Source organism: Sphingomonas phyllosphaerae (assembly GCF_036946485.1).
Lineage (GTDB): Bacteria > Pseudomonadota > Alphaproteobacteria > Sphingomonadales > Sphingomonadaceae > Sphingomonas > Sphingomonas phyllosphaerae_E.
Genome location: NZ_JAQIJA010000002.1, coordinates 91,340 through 106,368 on the forward strand (window position 1 = coordinate 91,340; position 15,029 = coordinate 106,368).

The window sequence follows — 15,029 nt, forward strand, 5'->3', positions numbered from 1 at the left end:
GCCGGGGTGACGGACGGGAATCAGCCGTGGCCGGCCAATGCCGCCAAAAGCAGCAGCGCGACGATGTTGGTGATCTTGATCATCGGGTTGACCGCCGGTCCGGCGGTGTCCTTGTAGGGATCGCCGACCGTGTCGCCGGTCACCGCTGCCTTGTGCGCCTCCGAGCCCTTGCCGCCGTGGTTGCCGTCTTCGATATACTTCTTGGCATTGTCCCACGCGCCGCCGCCGCTGGTCATCGACAGCGCGACGAACAGCCCCGAGACGATCACCCCGAGCAGCATCGCGCCGAGCGCCGCGAAGCCGCTCGCCTGTCCGTCGACCGCGCGGACGATGAAGTAGAGCGCGATCGGCGACAGCACCGGGAGCAAGGACGGCACGATCATCTCGCGGATCGCGGCGCGGGTGACGAGGTCGACGGTGCGGCCGTAATTGGGGCGGCTGGTGCCCTGCATGATGCCGGGATTGTCGCGGAACTGGTCGCGGACCTCCTGCACCACCGCGCCGGCCGCGCGGCCGACCGCGGTCATCCCGAACGCGCCGAACAGATAGGGCAGCAGCGCGCCGAGCAGCAGTCCGACGATCACGTAGGGATTGCTCAGCGAGAAATCGACGGTGAGGTCGGGGAAGTAAGTCCTGAGGTCCGTCGTATAGGCGCCGAACAGCACCAGCGCGGCGAGCCCCGCCGAGCCGATCGCATAGCCCTTGGTCACCGCCTTCGTCGTATTGCCGACCGCGTCGAGCGCGTCGGTGCGTTCGCGGACCTCGTCCTCCAGCCCGGCCATTTCGGCGATGCCGCCCGCATTGTCGGTGACCGGGCCATAAGCGTCGAGCGCGACGACCATGCCGGCGAGCGCGAGCATCGCGGTGGCGGCGAAGGCGATGCCGATGATCCCGGCGAGCTTGTAGGCGGCGATCACCGCGATCACGATCACGATCGTCGGCAGCGCGGTCGCCTCGAGGCTGATTGCGAGGCCCTGGATGACGTTGGTGCCGTGCCCGGTCTCGCTGGCCTTGGCGATCGACTTGACGGGGCGATAGTTGGTGCCGGTGTAATATTCGGTGATCCAGACGATCAGCCCGGTGACGGCCAGCCCGATCATCATGCACCAGAACAGGTCGGTGCCGGTGAAGGCCGTTGCGGCGGGCACGCCGGCGGTCGCCGCATCGGCGCTGCCGGTGGTGATCGCGTCGAAGGCGGCGTCGCGGTCGGCGTCGAGGAAGCCCGCGCCGCCGATCACCTGATGCATGTCGCCGAGTGTCCATTGCGTCACCGCCCAGATCGCGGGGACGGAGAGCAGCGCCGAGGTCCAGAAGCCCTTGTAGAGCGCGCCCATGATCGTCCCGCGCCCGAGCCGGACCAGATAGGTGCCGATGATCGAGGTGATGATGCACACGCCGCCGATCGCGAGCGGCAGGCTCATGAGGCGCATCAGCTCGGCGGGGCTCGCCTGGATCAGCAGCGCGATCGACACCATCGTCACGCCGAGCGTCACGACATAGGTCTCGAACAGGTCGGCCGCCATGCCCGCGCAATCGCCGACATTGTCGCCGACGTTGTCCGCGATCACCGCGGGGTTGCGGGGGTCGTCCTCGGGGATGCCGGCCTCGACCTTGCCGACCAGATCGGCGCCGACGTCGGCGGCCTTGGTGAAGATCCCGCCGCCGAGCCGCGCGAAGATCGAGATCAGCGACGCCCCGAACGCCAGCGCGGTCAGCGCCTCGACGATCGCGCGATCGTTGGGGAGCAGGTTGGAGGGACCGGTCAGGTACCAGAAGAACAGCGCGATCGCGAGTAGCCCGAGCCCGGCGACGAGCATTCCGGTCACTGCGCCCGAGCGGAACGCCATCGTCAGCCCGCCCTGCAGCGAGCCGCGCGCCGCCTCGGCGGTGCGGACGTTGGCGCGGACCGAGATCGTCATGCCCACGAACCCGGCGACCCCCGAGAGCAATGCGCCGATGACGAAGCCGATCGTCGACAGCGTGCCGAGCGTGGCGAAGAGCACGATCGCGACGACGACGCCGACGATCGCGATGGTGGTATATTGCCGCCCGAGATAGGCGCGCGCGCCCTCCTGGATGGCGGCGGCGATATCCTGCATCCGCTCGTTGCCCGGCGAGGCGGACAACACCTGTCGACTGGTCACGAAGCCATAGAGTACGGCGATTAGGCCGCAGACGATGGCAAGATAGACGATCGTCATGCCCTTCATCCCTCCTAGTGGCGCGTCCGGTCTGTCGCCGGTACGTCGCGCGGGGAGGCGAGGCTAACAGGTGGCCGCGTCAGCGCAACCCGTGCTGGTAGCCGAGCGATGCGGGCAGCGGGATCATTCGGTTATCCTGCGTCAGGGTGAGGCCGGTGCCGGGCGTGAAGGTGCCGACGCGGGTGGCGGCGACGGGTAGTTTCAGGTCAGCGGCGGCGGCGAACAGGAGTTCGTAATCGTCGCCGGCGGTGGCCGCGGCGAGCGGGTCAGTGACGCCGGGGGCGAGCGGGACGGCGGCGAGGTCGATCGTGACCGCGAGGCCGCTGGCGGCGGCCATGCGCGAGGCGTCGATCAGCAGGCCGTCGGAAAGGTCCATCATCGCATTGACCTGCGGCGCGAGCGCGCGCCCTTCGGCGAGGCGCGGGACCGGGCGGCGGTAGCGGGCGAGCAGCGCGGGGTCGCCGGTGCCGGCGCGGGCGATGGCGAGTCCCGCGCCCGCGTCGCCGATCGTGCCGGTGACGTAGAGCGCGTCCCCGGCCTTCGCGCCCGAGCGTGGCGGGGCGGGAGCGTCGCGGCCGAAGGCGGTGACGGTGAGGATGCGCGGGGCGTTGGCAGGGAGCGTTACGGTGTCGCCGCCGAGGAGCGGGCAGTCCAGCTCGGCCAGCACATCGGCGAGGCCGTCGAGGAAGGCGGCGTCCCATGTTTCGTCGCTCAGCGGGTAGTTGAGGAGGATGCCCTCGACGTGCGCGCCCTTGGCGGCGAGGTCGGAGAGATTGGTGGCGACGAGCTTCCACGCGACGTCCTGCGGCGGGTCGGTGGGGAGGAAGTGGATGCCCTCGACGAGCGTGTCGGTGGTGATGGTGAGGGCGGCGAGCGTGGCGGTGTCGTCGGTGAGGCCACCCGCGCCGGGGTGGAGCGGGAGCGTGCGGAGGCGGGCGAGGAAGTCGGCTTCGGTCATTTGGTTACCGCGCGCCCACTGCCGTCATCCCCGCGGAAGCGGGGATCCAGAACCTCAGGAGGCGCGGCTCTACCGCACGACCTGCGCGTCTGGATTCCCGTCTGCGCGGGAATGACGAAGTGGTTTGCCGGCCTGTTTTCAATGGGAACACCGCAAATCTCTGCGTCGCCCCGGACTTGATCCGGGGCCCCGCTTCTTCGTGGCGAGTGAAGAAAGAAGCGGGATCCCGGCTCAAGGCCGGGATGACGGGAGGGGGGACGGTCGTCTCCTGTTCGTCAAGGGCGTCGCGGTCACTCATAAGCACCGCGGCGCATGACATAGTCGCGGGTTTCGTAGGGCGCGGGCAGCCCTTCGACCCACGCGCCATGCGCATGGGTGAGCGCGACCAGCTGCATCGGCTGGTCCGACGGCCAACATTGCACCCGCACCTCGTGGCGGTGGAGGTCGCGGTTGGGCTCCATCATCACCCAGCCGAGCGGGCGGTCCACGGTGGCGCGTGCGCCGGCGTCGGCCATCGCGGCACGGATGCGGTCGCGCGAGGACGCGGGCAGGTATTGCCAGACCACCGAGTGCATCAGGACGCGCGCGACGCCTTCCGCCTGCGGCTCGGCGAGGCGCGCCTCGACCCAGTCGGCGGCGTCGCCCTGCACCAGATCGACCGGGCGCGCACGCACCATGTCGAGTGCGGTGGATAGCCGCGCGAGGCGTTCGTGATTGTCGACCCAGACGTAGCCGGCGAGCCGCTCGGCCTGCGCCGGGTCGCGGACGTCGACGGGTGCGATGTCGACCCCGCGGGTGCGGGTTATCGCAATCGGTGCGGCGGGCGGCGGCGGGCCGCGCCACTCCGGGACGATCGACAACGGCGAGTCGGGCGGACCGACGCGCACGCCGCCGAGATCGAAGCGCATCCGGTCGATCAACAGGTTGAGCCCGGCGCTCGAGCCGATCTCCAGCACCTCGATGCGCGGGCCGAGCGCGGCGGCGACGTGAAGCAGCCCGGTCATCAGCCCGGCCGAGCGCTGCGCTTCATTGGTCTGCGGCGGGCCGTCGAGCCACGGCAGCAGCGTCGCGTCATGGGTGGCGAGGATCGTCGCCAGCGTCGCATCGTCGGCGGCGAACGGGTCGACGACGCCGCGGCGGGCGAGCGCGTGGAGGCCCCCGACGACGCGCAGCACCGTCGCGTCGGCGACCGGCTCGCCCGGCCAGTCGAGCAGCCGCGCGCCGACCGCCGTGTCGCGGGTCAGCACGCGGGCGAGCGCCCGGCACAAAGCGGCGGTCTGCGGCGCGGCCATCGCGTCGCAATATTGCGCCTGCACCTCGAAGGCGGCGCGGTTGGTCGACTCGTCTGCCATGCGCACCGCATTGCGCCGGTCGCGGTGCCTTCGTAAAGCCGCGCGCATGTCCGATCCGATCGTTATCGCCGTTCCCAAGGGGCGCATCCTCGAAGAAGCCCTGCCGCTGCTCGCGCGCGCCGGGATCGTCCCCGAGCCGGCGTTCGGCGACGAGAAGAGCCGCGCGTTGCGCTTCCGCACCGATCGCGACGGGATCGAGCTCATCCGCGTGCGCGCGTTCGATGTCGCGACCTTCGTCGCGCATGGCGCGGCGCAATTGGGGATCGTCGGGTCCGACGTGCTCGCCGAGTTCGATTACGCCGAGCTGTACGCGCCGGTCGACCTGAACATCGGGCATTGCCGGCTGTCGATCGCCGAGCCGGCCGAGATGGCGGCGGGCGACGACCCACGCGGGTGGAGCCATGTGCGGGTCGCGACCAAATATCCGCATGTTACTGCGCAGCATTTCGCACGCGCGGGGGTGCAGGCCGAATGTATCAAGCTGAACGGCGCGATGGAGCTGGCGCCGACGCTGGGGCTCGCCAGCCGGATCGTCGATCTGGTGTCGTCGGGCAAGACGCTCAAGGAAAACGGACTGGTCGAGGTGGAGCGGATCATGGAGGTGTCGGCGCGGCTGATCGTCAACCGCGCGGCGATGAAGACGCGCGCGCATGTCTTCCCGCTGGTCGAGGCGTTCCGCGCGGCGGTGGCGGCATGATCCGGCTCGACACGCAGGACGGCGATTTCGCGGCGCGCTTCGACACGCTGGTCGACGCGCGGCGCGAGGCGGCGAGCGATGTCGCGCGTGACGTGGCGACGATCGTGCGCGCGGTGCGCGACGAGGGCGATGCGGCGCTGCACGCCTTCACGCAGAAGCTCGACCGGCACGATCTGAACGAGACCGGGTGGCGGGTCGATGCGGCGGCGTGCGCGGCGGCGTTCGACGGGCTGGAGCCGGAATTGCGCGCGGCGCTGGAACTCGCCGCGACACGCATCCGTGCCTATCACGAGAAGCAGCGGCCCGAGGATGTGAGCTACACCGATGCCGCGGGCGTGCGGCTGGGCGCGCGGTGGCGCGCCGTCGATGCGGCGGGCGTCTACGTGCCGGGCGGGCGGGCGGCCTATCCCTCGACGTTGCTGATGAACGCGATCCCGGCGCGGGTCGCGGGGGTCGAGCGGCTGGTGGTGGTGACGCCGACGCCCGACGGCGTGGTCAATCCTTTGGTGCTCGCCGCCGCGCATCTGGTCGGCGCGGACGAGGTGTGGCGGGTCGGCGGCGCGCAGGCGGTCGCGGCGTTGGCATACGGGACCGAGCGGATCGCGCGGGTCGATGTCGTGACCGGGCCGGGCAATGCGTGGGTCGCCGAGGCCAAGCGACAGGTGTACGGCGTGGTCGGGATCGACATGGTCGCGGGGCCGAGCGAGATCGTCGTCGTCGCGGACGGCGCGAACGACCCCGAGTGGATCGCCGCCGACCTGCTCAGCCAGGCCGAGCATGACACGACCACGCAGTCGATCCTGTTCACCGACGATGCGGCGTTCGCGGATCGGGTCGCCGAGGCTGTCGAGCGGCAGTTGCAGACACTGCCGACGCAGGCGGTGGCGCGGGTGGCGTGGGAGGACAATGGTGCGATCGTGATCGTGCCGTCGCTCGGCGACGCGATGCCTTTGGTCGACCGGCTCGCGCCCGAGCATGTCGAGCTGGCGTGCGACGATCCGCAGGCATTGTTCGATATGCTGCGTCATGCGGGGTCGGCGTTCCTCGGGCGGCATACGCCGGAGGCGATCGGCGATTATGTCGCGGGCCCGAACCATGTGCTGCCGACCGGCCGCCGGGCGCGGTTTGCGAGCGGGCTGGGGGTGAGCGATTTTATGAAGCGGACCAGCTTCCTGCAGCTGGATGAGACGGCGTTGATTGAGCTGGGGCCGGCGACGATCGCGCTGGCGCGCGCCGAGGGGCTGCCGGCACATGCGCAGTCGGTGGCGTTGCGGATCCGGGCGAATCGTTGAGATTTCCGTCGTTCCGGACTTGATCCGGGACCCCCGCTACTTGCTGCCGTTGCGAAGGTAGCGGGGCCCCGGATCACGTCCGGGGCGACGGGAGTGTTCGGGCGATTGCCTCTTCCTACCGTCGCCCCTGCGAAGGCAGGGGCCTATGGCTGTTTCGTCCTGGTGACGGGTCTGACACAGTAGCTTCGGGCTTTGTGTCAGACCGATCGACCGACTTTACAGACATGGGCCCCTGCCTTCGCAGGGGCGACGGCCGTTACCTACGCCTCCGCGAGTTCGGCTTTCTTGTTCAGTTTCTTCTCGGCCAGCGTCGTCAGCTTGTCGTCGGTGGCCTTTTCCTCGTCGAGCGTCGCTTGCAGCAGCGACACGACCTTGTCGTGGCCGAGCTGCGTCGCCCAGGCGATCAGCGTGCCGTAGCGGGTGATCTCATAATGTTCGACCGCCTGCGCCGAGGCGATCAGCGCGGCGTCGAGCACCGCCTTGTCGGCGATCTCGCCCGCGACTTCGTTGGCCTCCTTGATGATGCCGTCGATCGCCGGGCAGGTGACCGCCTTCGCCTTCTGGTCGAGCGCCTCGAACACCTGCTCCAGCCGCGCGATCTGGCCCTCGGTCTCGCGCAGGTGCGTCTCGAAGCCCTTCTTCAGCTCGGGCGCGGTGGCCTTTTCGATCATCTTGGGCAGCGCCTTGGTGATCTGGTTCTCGGCATAATAGACGTCCTGCAACTGGTGCAGGAACAGGTCCTCGAGCGTCGCGATGTCCTTGGTGAACAGGCCCATGTGCCATCTCCTCGGGTGAAGTTACCCGCGACGAACGAGAGGCCAGGCGGAGCGTTGCGAACAATCTCGCTGATCGAGGTCAAGACGCGGCAGCGTGTGATGAGCGTGCAGAGCGCGGCCCGGGGGGGGTGACGAACGCGCGGCAAGCGACTATGGCGCGCGGCCTATGTCCCGCACCGCTGCTCGTACCAAGGCCCGCGCCGCCGCGCGCCTCGCCGCCGTCCAGGCGCTCTATCAGCACGAGATGGAAGGCACCGCCATCCCCGTGCTGCTCCACGAATTCCACCAGCACCGGCTGGGCGCGACGATCGAGGAGGTCGAATATGCCGAGGCGGACGTCGCGTTCTTCGACGATCTGGTGAAGGGCGTTACCGCGCGCGCCGGCGAGATCGACGCGCTGGTCGAGGGCAAGCTGAGCACCGGCTGGACGCTGGAGCGGCTCGACAAGCCGATGAAGGCGATCCTGCGCGCGGGCACCTATGAATTGCTGGCGCGCGCCGACGTGCCGGTCGGCGCGGCGATCAGCTCCTATGTCGATGTCGCGCACGCTTTCTATCAGAAGCGCGAGGCGGGGTTCGTCAACGGCCTGCTCGATGCGATCGGCAAGCAGGTGCGCGCCTGACGATGGGCGACGTCGTTTCCTTCAAGCAGGCGCGCAAGGCCAAGGCGCGCGCCGCGAAGGAGACGCAGGCCGCCGCCAACCAGGCCGCGTTCGGGCGTACCAAGGCGGAGAAGGCCGCTGACGCCGCCGAGCAGGCGCGCAAGGACGCGTTGCTCGACGGCGCCAAACTCACGGATAGCTGACGGTCTTCGGCACCTCCGGGAGCGGGATCCACTCACTGTCATTGGGGACGCTGGCGAACTCGCCGGCCTTCCACGCGCGCTTGGCCTCGCGGATCGCGTCGCGCGAGGAATGGACGAAATTCCACCACACATGCCGCGGGGTCGCGAACGCCGCGCCGCCCGCGAGCATCGCGCGGCCGCCGGTCTTTGACGACAAGGTCGCGGCGTTGCCGGGGCGCAGTACGTAGAGCCGCTGCGGTTCAAGCGTGAGGCCATCGAGCGTCGCCTCGCCGCTCGCCAGATAGATGGCGCGCTCGTCGGTGCTGTCGTCGATCGGCACCGCCGCGCCGGGGGCGAGCACGATATCGGCGTAGATCGTCTCGGCATAAGCGGTGACCGGCGAGGTCGCGCCCCACAGCGAGCCCATCACGACGCGTGCGGTGGCGCCATGCGCGTCGACGACCGGCATCTTGTCGGCGGCGACATGCTCGAACGCGGGGGCGCGATCCTCCTGCCCGTCGGGCAGCGCAAGCCATGTCTGGATGCCGTCGAGCCGCGGGCCGTCGACGCGGACGTCGTCGGGCGAGCGCTCCGAATGGACGATCCCTGCGCCGGCCGTCATCAGGTTCACCGCGCCGGGCGTGATGCGGATGTCGCTGCCGAGCGAGTCGCGATGCTGGAACGCGCCCTCAAACAGATAGGTGACGGTCGACAGCCCGATATGCGGATGCGGGCGCACGTCGACGCCGTTGCCGGGCGGGAGGTGCGCCGGGCCCATCTGGTCGAAGAACAGGAACGGGCCGACCATTGTCCGCTCGCGATGCGGCAGCGTGCGATAGACCTTGAAGCCGCCCAGATCGTGGGTGGCGGGCTCCAGCGTCTGCAGCACCAGATCGTCGCGGGTCGACATGCGCTTCCTCCGTCAGCGTTTCTCGCCGCTTAGCAGCGAAGTCGCGCCGGCGGAACCGGCCGGAACGCGGGGCCGTTGAGCGCGCCGGACGGTGGAAACCGGGAGAATTGACATGAATTACAAAGGTTTGAGTATCGGACTTGGCCTGTTCTCGCTGGCGCTGGGCGCGGCCGAACTGTTCGCGCCACGCCGGATCGCGCGGCGGCTGGATGCCGAGGATCATCGCGGCGTGGTGCGCGGTTTCGGGGTGCGCGAGGTCGTGTCCGGGCTCGGCATCCTCGCCAGCCCGGCGGCGTCGGCGACGGTCTGGAACCGGGTCGCGGGCGATGCGATGGACATGGGCGCGCTGGCGCTCGCCGCGCGCCGTTCGCCGCGCAACCGTGCGATCTGGGGCACGATTGCGTTCGTGGCGGCGACGACCGCGCTCGACGTGCTGACCGCGCGCGGGCTGGATGAGCAGACGGGCAAGCTGTTGCCGGTGCGCGAGCCGGCGCTGGCGTGACGGGAACGCCGATGCACGGGTGAGGGTTGAAGCGGCCATGACCAAGAAAAAGCAGCAATCGCGCGCCGTGAAGGCGCAGGAAGCCCGGCGGACGCGGGCGATCGTCGCGGCGAGCGCGGTCGGCGCGGTGATCGCGGGCGTGGGGGCGGCGTTCGGCATGGGGTGGCTCGACCGACTCCTGCCGACCGGCAATGCCGAGCATGACGCGCCCGATCTCACCGCCGACGCGCCGACGCCGGGCTCGACGCGCGCGCCCGAGGCGTTCCGTCCCGATCCGACCGCGCCGGTGCCGGCGTCGGAGCGCGACGGGTTGCGGCCGGCGACCGGGCCAGCGCCGACGCTGGCGGCGACGCGGGGCGAGATGGCGAACCAGACCGGGTCGTCGAGCGGGTGAGTTTTCGCTGATCGTCATCCTGGGCTTGACCCGGGATTCCGCTTCGACCTTGGCAGCAGGGAGAAGCGGGGCCCCGGATCAAGTCCGGGGCGACGGTATTAGCGATACCACTGCATCACGGATGCCGAGAAGGGCGTCCACCAGCCGATCTGCACTCCCGCATCGGCGAGGCGGTCGCCTGTCCATGCGTTGCAGGTTCTGATCGCGTCGTAGCGGCCCGACGCCGGGTAGAAGGCATCATAGCGGGTGTAGCCGCGGATCGCTGCACCGGGCGCGCGGCTGGCTCGGATCGCGGCGGCGAGGCGGCGGTATTCGTCGGGGCGGAGTACGACCGCTCGCACATCCTTCGTTGAATGCGGTTGGGGGATGTGCTCCACGTGCAGCAGCGTTTCGTCGCTGCCGAAGGCGGCATGCAGCACGGTGGCGGGACGCACGTCCGCCCAGGTCGGGGTGCCGAGGAAGAAGTTGCGCTCGCCCCAGCCAACCGCGACATGGTCGTTCGCGGCGTAGCGCGGGTCGGGGAGGTCGGCGGCGGGAAAGTCGCCGCGCCAGTCGACCCCGGCGGCGACCTTGGGCATCACGATGCCGGTGTGGACGCCATTGTCCTCGATCCAGATCGTCACGCCGCCGGTCGTCGGGGGTTGCCAGTCGCGGTTGCGCGGGATCGTCGAGAGCGCAGTGCCGGCGAGCAGGTAGAAAAACGCGACGACCGCCAGCGCGCCGAGCGCGCGTGCGGCGATCGTCGCGATCCGCCTCAACGCGCGCGGCACCGCGTCACAGGTCGAGCGCCCAGCCGTCGCGGCCCTTGGGATCGATCGGGCGGGTCGGGACGTAGCGCTCGGCCCCCGAGGTCAGCCGCAGGATCGACCAGTCGCCGCGGCGATCGACCGCCTCGACGGTGCAGCCACAGGCGGTGAAGGCGCGCTCGACCTCGGCGCGCTGCGTCTCCAGCAAGCCGGCGAGCACGATCGCGGCGTGCGGCGCGGCGATCGCGGCGACCTCCGGGGCCATCGAGATCAAAGGTCCGGCGAGGATGTTGGCGATGAGCAGGTCGTAGGGCGCGCGCGCGGCGATCGCTTCCGACAGCGCGCCATCCGCGACGATCAGTTCGATGCCGCCGACATGGTTGGCGACCATGTTCTCGCGGGTGACCTCGATCGCTGCGGGGTCGATGTCAGTGGCGGTGATCGCGGCGTCGGGCCAGAGATGCGCGGCGGCGAAGGCGAGCAGCCCAGTGCCGGTGCCGAGATCGATCGCGTTGGTGACGGAACGGTCGGTCAGTCCGTCGAGCATCGCGAGGCAGCCCGAGGTGGTGGCGTGGTGCCCGGTGCCAAACGCCTGACCCGCGTCGATCAGGAACGCGCGGCCGCCCTCGGGCGCCTCGACCGGATGCGCGCTGGTGTGGACGACGAATCGGCCCTCGCGGATCGGCTCGAGCCCGGCCTGGCTCATCGTCACCCAATCCTGCGCGGTAAGCGGGGTGACGGTCGGCGCGGTGCCGGCGGCGCTGGGGACGAGCGCGGTGAGCGCGGCGAGCATCGCTTGGTCGGGCTCATGCTCGCAATAGGCGTCGAGCCGCCAATGCTCGCGATCGTCCTCGACCTCCTCGGTGGTCATCAGCACCGCATCGATCGCGAGATCGTCGGCGGCGTCGATCGCCTCGGCCTCGGCGCGGGTGCAGGGCAGGGTGACGCGCCAGCTGTCGATGTCAGCGGACATAGCTGGCTCCGTTGATGTCGAGCACCGCGCCGGTCATCGAGGGCGGGGCGTCGATCGCGCAGAAGCGCGCGAGCGTCGCGACCTCCTCCGGCTGCGCCACCCGGCCGAGCGGGATGTCGGCGAGCAATTTGTCGCCGCCGCGGCTGGCGAGATAATCGTCGGCCATGCCGGTCATCGTGAAGCCGGGGCAGATCGCGAAGGCGAGGATGTTCTGCGCCGCATAGCCGCGCGCGATCGTCTTGGTCATCGCGACCAGCCCGGCCTTGGCAGCGGCGTAATGCCAGTGCGCGGGGGAGTCGCCGCGATACGCGGCGCGGCTGGCGACATTGACCAGCCGCCCACCGCCATTGCCCTGCCAGTGGCGGACGGCGTGGCGCGAGAGCTGCGCCGCGGCGGTGAGATTGATGCGCTGCGTCCGCTCCCAGCCGGCCAGCCAGTCGGCATCGTCGGCGTCGAGCGGATTGGCCTCGAACACCCCGGCGTTGTTGATGAGCACGTCGATCCGCCCGTCGAGGCGCTCGAGCGCCTCGGCCCAGAGCGCGTCGGGCGCGGCCGGGTCAGCGAAATCGGCGGCGATGCCGCTGCTGGTGCCCTGTCCCGCGACCACCACGTCGGGGATCGTCGCCAGCGTTTCGGCGATCGCGGCACCGATGCCGCGGCTGGCGCCGGTAATGAGGATGTTCGTCATGGCGCCGTCTGTAACGACGCCGCGGCGATCAGGCTACGTTGGCGAAGCCGTCCGCTTCGGCGCGCAGCGTCTCGAAGCGCTGTGCGATCATCTCGAACGACTGGCCGAGCGATTCGACCTCGCCCGCGACGGTCTGCGTCCCTTCGCGGATCGCGGCGATCGTGTGCGACATCGAATCGGCGGTTAGCGCGGTCTCGTCGACCGCGGCGGTGATCGCGGTGACGGTGCGCGCCTGTTCGAACATCGAGTCGTTGATCTGCGAGGCGGCCCCGCGCAGCTGCTCGATGCTGGTCTGGATCGAGGCGGATTTTTCGACGGTGACGCGGGTCGCAGTCTGGATCGCGGCGATCTTCGCGGCGATGTCATCGGTGGCGCGCGCGGTCTGGTTGGCGAGGCTCTTCACCTCCTGCGCGACGACCGCGAAGCCGCGCCCGGCGTCTCCCGCGCGCGCCGCCTCGATCGTGGCGTTGAGCGCGAGCAAATTGGTCTGGCCGGCGATGTCGCGGATCAGCCCGAGGATCGATTCGATCGACTTGGCGTGCTCATCGAGCGCGGCAGAGGCGGCGACTGCCCCCTCCGCCTGATCGGTCGCGGCGGTGAGCGTCTGGGTGGCGACCTGCATGTCGCGCTGGACGCTGCCGATCGCGTTGATGAGCCCGGCGGCGGTCGAGGCGGCGTCGCGCATCGCCAGCGCGGATTGTTCGGCGGCGACCGAGACCTCGCTGGTCTTCTCGATCATCCCACTGGCGGCACCCGCGGTCGAGCGGGCGCGATCGCGCACCACGCGGCCGCGTGCCGCAATGGCGTCGATGCCCGTGCCGACGCGAGCGCGAAACTCGGCCGCATGTTCTGCGCGCTGCGCGCGGGCGCGCGCGACGCCGATCGCGCCGAGCCGCGTCGTCAGCAGATCCGATTCGAGCATCGCCATCCGCAGCAGCGTGTTGGCGAGGCGGAGCATTCGAGGGCCGTCGCTGCCGACCGCTGCGGCCACGAGCGTGTTGGTGCGGCAGTGCGCCGCGAGCAGCGCCGAGAGCAGCGCGGTCAGCGGAACGCCCGACGCCTGCGAGTCATCGACCTGACCGACGATCATCGCTTCCCACGCCGCGCTGAGCGGGGACCGGTAGCGCAATTGCGCGTGGCCGACCGCCTTGCGCACCCGACCCTCGATCTCGGCCGGCAGAAGGGCGCGGATCGTCGCCGGGGCATTGGGCAGCGAGATCAGGTGGCTCCAGAAGGCGGTGGCGATCTCGTTCCATCCATCGCCTGCGTCCAGGATCGCGGCGATCTCCGCGCAATCCGCCGACACCCGGCCGCAGGGGTCGAAGTCCCGCGCGCGTTCGGCCAACGGGCGAACATCATGGTGGACGAGCAAGTTCATCGAGACGGTCCCCAGAGCCTCAAGCCGCGACGCGCGTCGCGAAATTGCCTGCGCGGGTGTCGAGATCACCGAGGCGGCTGGCGAGCGACTCGAAACCGGTGCCGAGCTGGTCGATCTCGCTGGCGACCGCTTCGGTATCGCTGCGGATCGTGGCGATGGTGTGCGACATCGAGTCGGCGGCAAGCGCGGTTTCGTCGACCGCCGCGGTAATGGCGGTAACGGTCTGGGCCTGCGATTCCATCGCGTTGCGGATGCGGGTCGCGGAATCCTGCACCTCGGCCACCGTGTTGCGGATCGACGCGGAGGTGTCGACCGTGACGCGGGTGGCGGCCTGGATCGCGGCGATCTTCGCGGCGATGTCGTCGGTGGCCCGCGCGGTCTGGTTGGCGAGGCTCTTCACCTCCTGCGCGACGACCGCGAAGCCGCGGCCGGCGTCACCGGCACGCGCCGCCTCGATCGTGGCGTTGAGTGCGAGCAGATTGGTCTGCCCGGCGATGTCGCGGATCAGCCCGAGGATCGACTCGATCGATTTGGCGTGATCGCTGAGCGCGCTCGACACGGCGACCGCATCGCCGGCCTGCGAGGCGGCGCGGGTGGCGATGTCGGCAGCGACCTCGACCTCGGCACGCGCATCCTCGATCGCGCGGATCAGCCCGGCCGCTGTCGAAGCGGCGTCGCGCATCGCGACCGCGGATTGTTCCGCGGCGGCGGCGACCTCGCTGGTCTTGCCCAGCATCCCGCGTGCCGACGACGACGCGACCGACGCCTGCGCGCGCAGGCTGTGCCCCTCGTGCGTGGTCGCCTCCACCGTGACCGCGATTTCATTGCGGAAGTCGGCGGCGAGCTTGTCGCGCGCGCCCTGCGCACTGTGCGCCGAATAGACCGAGTAGATCGCGACGGTGATCTCGCCCTCCAGCGCCGACAGTCGCATCAGCGTGTCGATCAGCAGCGGCAGGCGCGGGTCTTCGCGCGGCACGCTCGTCATCAGCACGCCCAGTGCGGCGCGATCGCTGGCGCTGATCATCGCCAGCAGCGCCATCGGCGATACATTGGCGGCATAGGCCGAGGCGACCGAACGCTCGATCGACTCGACCCAGGCCCTCTCACGGGTGCGCAGGAAGCGATTTTCGAGGAAGGCGACCCCCAGGTCGATCATCCGCGTCTCTTCGTAGGAGACATGGTTGGCGGTGGTGCCGAAGCAGCGCTTCCAATGCGCCCAATAAGCATCGGCGATCGTGCGCGCCTGTGGGCGCAGCGTTTCCCAGGCGTCGCGCGCGGCGCGCGTCAGCTCGCCGTCCAGATCGAACACGTCGAAACGTGCGTTGAGGTCCAGCGCGGCGGCGACGGATCCGATCGGGGGCAAATCGTTGGGCAACACG

Annotated in this window: 16 protein-coding genes; 6 read left to right on the forward strand and 10 right to left on the reverse strand. The window is 70.0% G+C overall.

Annotation, left to right across the window (positions count from 1 at the left end; genetic code table 11):
• Positions 1–20 precede the first annotated feature (20 nt).
• The 3 genes from PGN16_RS05895 to PGN16_RS05905 all read right to left on the reverse strand — a co-directional run bounded on the left by PGN16_RS05895 (position 21) and on the right by PGN16_RS05905 (position 4,511).
• The gene (locus PGN16_RS05895) at positions 21–2,201 is read right to left on the reverse strand and encodes a sodium-translocating pyrophosphatase (RefSeq protein WP_335308487.1); all 2,181 of its coding nucleotides are present in this window, start codon (positions 2,199–2,201) and stop codon (positions 21–23) included.
• A gap of 79 nt (positions 2,202–2,280) precedes the next feature.
• Positions 2,281–3,159 carry a thiamine-phosphate kinase gene (gene thiL / locus PGN16_RS05900; RefSeq protein ID WP_335308488.1) on the reverse strand — a complete coding sequence of 293 codons (879 nt, stop codon included), beginning with the start codon at positions 3,157–3,159 and terminating at the stop codon, positions 2,281–2,283.
• Between the two features lie 290 nt (positions 3,160–3,449).
• Complete coding sequence (locus PGN16_RS05905; RefSeq protein WP_335308489.1) at positions 3,450–4,511, reverse strand: DUF2332 domain-containing protein; 1,062 nt, start codon at positions 4,509–4,511, stop codon at positions 3,450–3,452.
• Between the two features lie 46 nt (positions 4,512–4,557).
• On the opposite strand from PGN16_RS05905, the gene hisG reads away from it, so the two are divergent.
• A complete protein-coding gene (hisG, locus tag PGN16_RS05910; protein WP_335308490.1) occupies positions 4,558–5,208 on the forward strand; it encodes an ATP phosphoribosyltransferase in 651 nt (216 codons plus the stop codon).
• Positions 5,205–6,500 (forward strand): histidinol dehydrogenase, encoded by a 1,296-nt coding sequence (hisD, locus tag PGN16_RS05915; RefSeq protein ID WP_335308491.1) that lies wholly within the window; start codon positions 5,205–5,207, stop codon positions 6,498–6,500. Before hisG ends, hisD begins: the two co-directional genes overlap by 4 nt.
• 260 nt (positions 6,501–6,760) lie before the next feature.
• Here hisD and PGN16_RS05920 read toward each other — a convergent pair whose 3' ends face one another.
• Complete coding sequence (locus PGN16_RS05920) at positions 6,761–7,276, reverse strand: YciE/YciF ferroxidase family protein (protein ID WP_335308492.1); 516 nt, start codon at positions 7,274–7,276, stop codon at positions 6,761–6,763.
• Positions 7,277–7,442: 166 nt separating this feature from the next.
• Here PGN16_RS05920 and nusB point away from each other — a divergent pair, with 166 nt between their 5' ends.
• Positions 7,443–7,898, forward strand: a complete 456-nt coding sequence (gene nusB / locus PGN16_RS05925) for a transcription antitermination factor NusB (RefSeq protein WP_335308493.1) — start codon at positions 7,443–7,445, stop codon at positions 7,896–7,898.
• A 2-nt stretch (positions 7,899–7,900) separates the two neighbouring features.
• Positions 7,901–8,080 (forward strand): DUF4169 family protein, encoded by a 180-nt coding sequence (locus tag PGN16_RS05930; protein WP_335308494.1) that lies wholly within the window; start codon positions 7,901–7,903, stop codon positions 8,078–8,080.
• Here the strand turns inward: PGN16_RS05930 and PGN16_RS05935 are convergent.
• Positions 8,067–8,969 (reverse strand): pirin family protein, encoded by a 903-nt coding sequence (locus tag PGN16_RS05935; protein ID WP_335308495.1) that lies wholly within the window; start codon positions 8,967–8,969, stop codon positions 8,067–8,069. The two genes, PGN16_RS05930 and PGN16_RS05935, sit on opposite strands and share 14 nt — an antisense overlap.
• Before the next feature lie 127 nt (positions 8,970–9,096).
• On the opposite strand from PGN16_RS05935, the gene PGN16_RS05940 reads away from it, so the two are divergent.
• Together PGN16_RS05940 and PGN16_RS05945 are read left to right on the forward strand one after the other, a co-directional pair.
• Positions 9,097–9,471 carry a hypothetical protein gene (locus tag PGN16_RS05940; protein WP_335308496.1) on the forward strand — a complete coding sequence of 125 codons (375 nt, stop codon included), beginning with the start codon at positions 9,097–9,099 and terminating at the stop codon, positions 9,469–9,471.
• Between the two features lie 37 nt (positions 9,472–9,508).
• A complete protein-coding gene (locus PGN16_RS05945) occupies positions 9,509–9,865 on the forward strand; it encodes a hypothetical protein (RefSeq protein WP_335308497.1) in 357 nt (118 codons plus the stop codon).
• Positions 9,866–9,963: 98 nt separating this feature from the next.
• Here the strand turns inward: PGN16_RS05945 and PGN16_RS05950 are convergent, their stop codons facing one another.
• The 5 genes from PGN16_RS05950 to PGN16_RS05970 are packed head-to-tail and all read right to left on the reverse strand — an operon-like array spanning position 9,964 to position 15,013.
• Complete coding sequence (locus PGN16_RS05950) at positions 9,964–10,635, reverse strand: TIGR02117 family protein (RefSeq protein ID WP_335308498.1); 672 nt, start codon at positions 10,633–10,635, stop codon at positions 9,964–9,966.
• A 4-nt stretch (positions 10,636–10,639) separates the two neighbouring features.
• On the reverse strand, positions 10,640–11,584 hold the full coding sequence (locus PGN16_RS05955) for a 50S ribosomal protein L11 methyltransferase (RefSeq protein ID WP_335308499.1): 945 nt from the start codon (positions 11,582–11,584) through the stop codon (positions 10,640–10,642).
• Positions 11,574–12,272: an SDR family NAD(P)-dependent oxidoreductase gene (locus PGN16_RS05960; protein ID WP_335308500.1), complete on the reverse strand. Its 699-nt coding sequence runs from the start codon at positions 12,270–12,272 to the stop codon at positions 11,574–11,576. The genes PGN16_RS05955 and PGN16_RS05960 overlap by 11 nt, the downstream gene beginning before the upstream one ends.
• A gap of 28 nt (positions 12,273–12,300) precedes the next feature.
• Positions 12,301–13,650: a methyl-accepting chemotaxis protein gene (locus tag PGN16_RS05965; RefSeq protein WP_335308501.1), complete on the reverse strand. Its 1,350-nt coding sequence runs from the start codon at positions 13,648–13,650 to the stop codon at positions 12,301–12,303.
• 19 nt (positions 13,651–13,669) lie between these two features.
• On the reverse strand, positions 13,670–15,013 hold the full coding sequence (locus tag PGN16_RS05970; protein WP_443019599.1) for a methyl-accepting chemotaxis protein: 1,344 nt from the start codon (positions 15,011–15,013) through the stop codon (positions 13,670–13,672).
• Positions 15,014–15,029 lie beyond the last annotated feature (16 nt).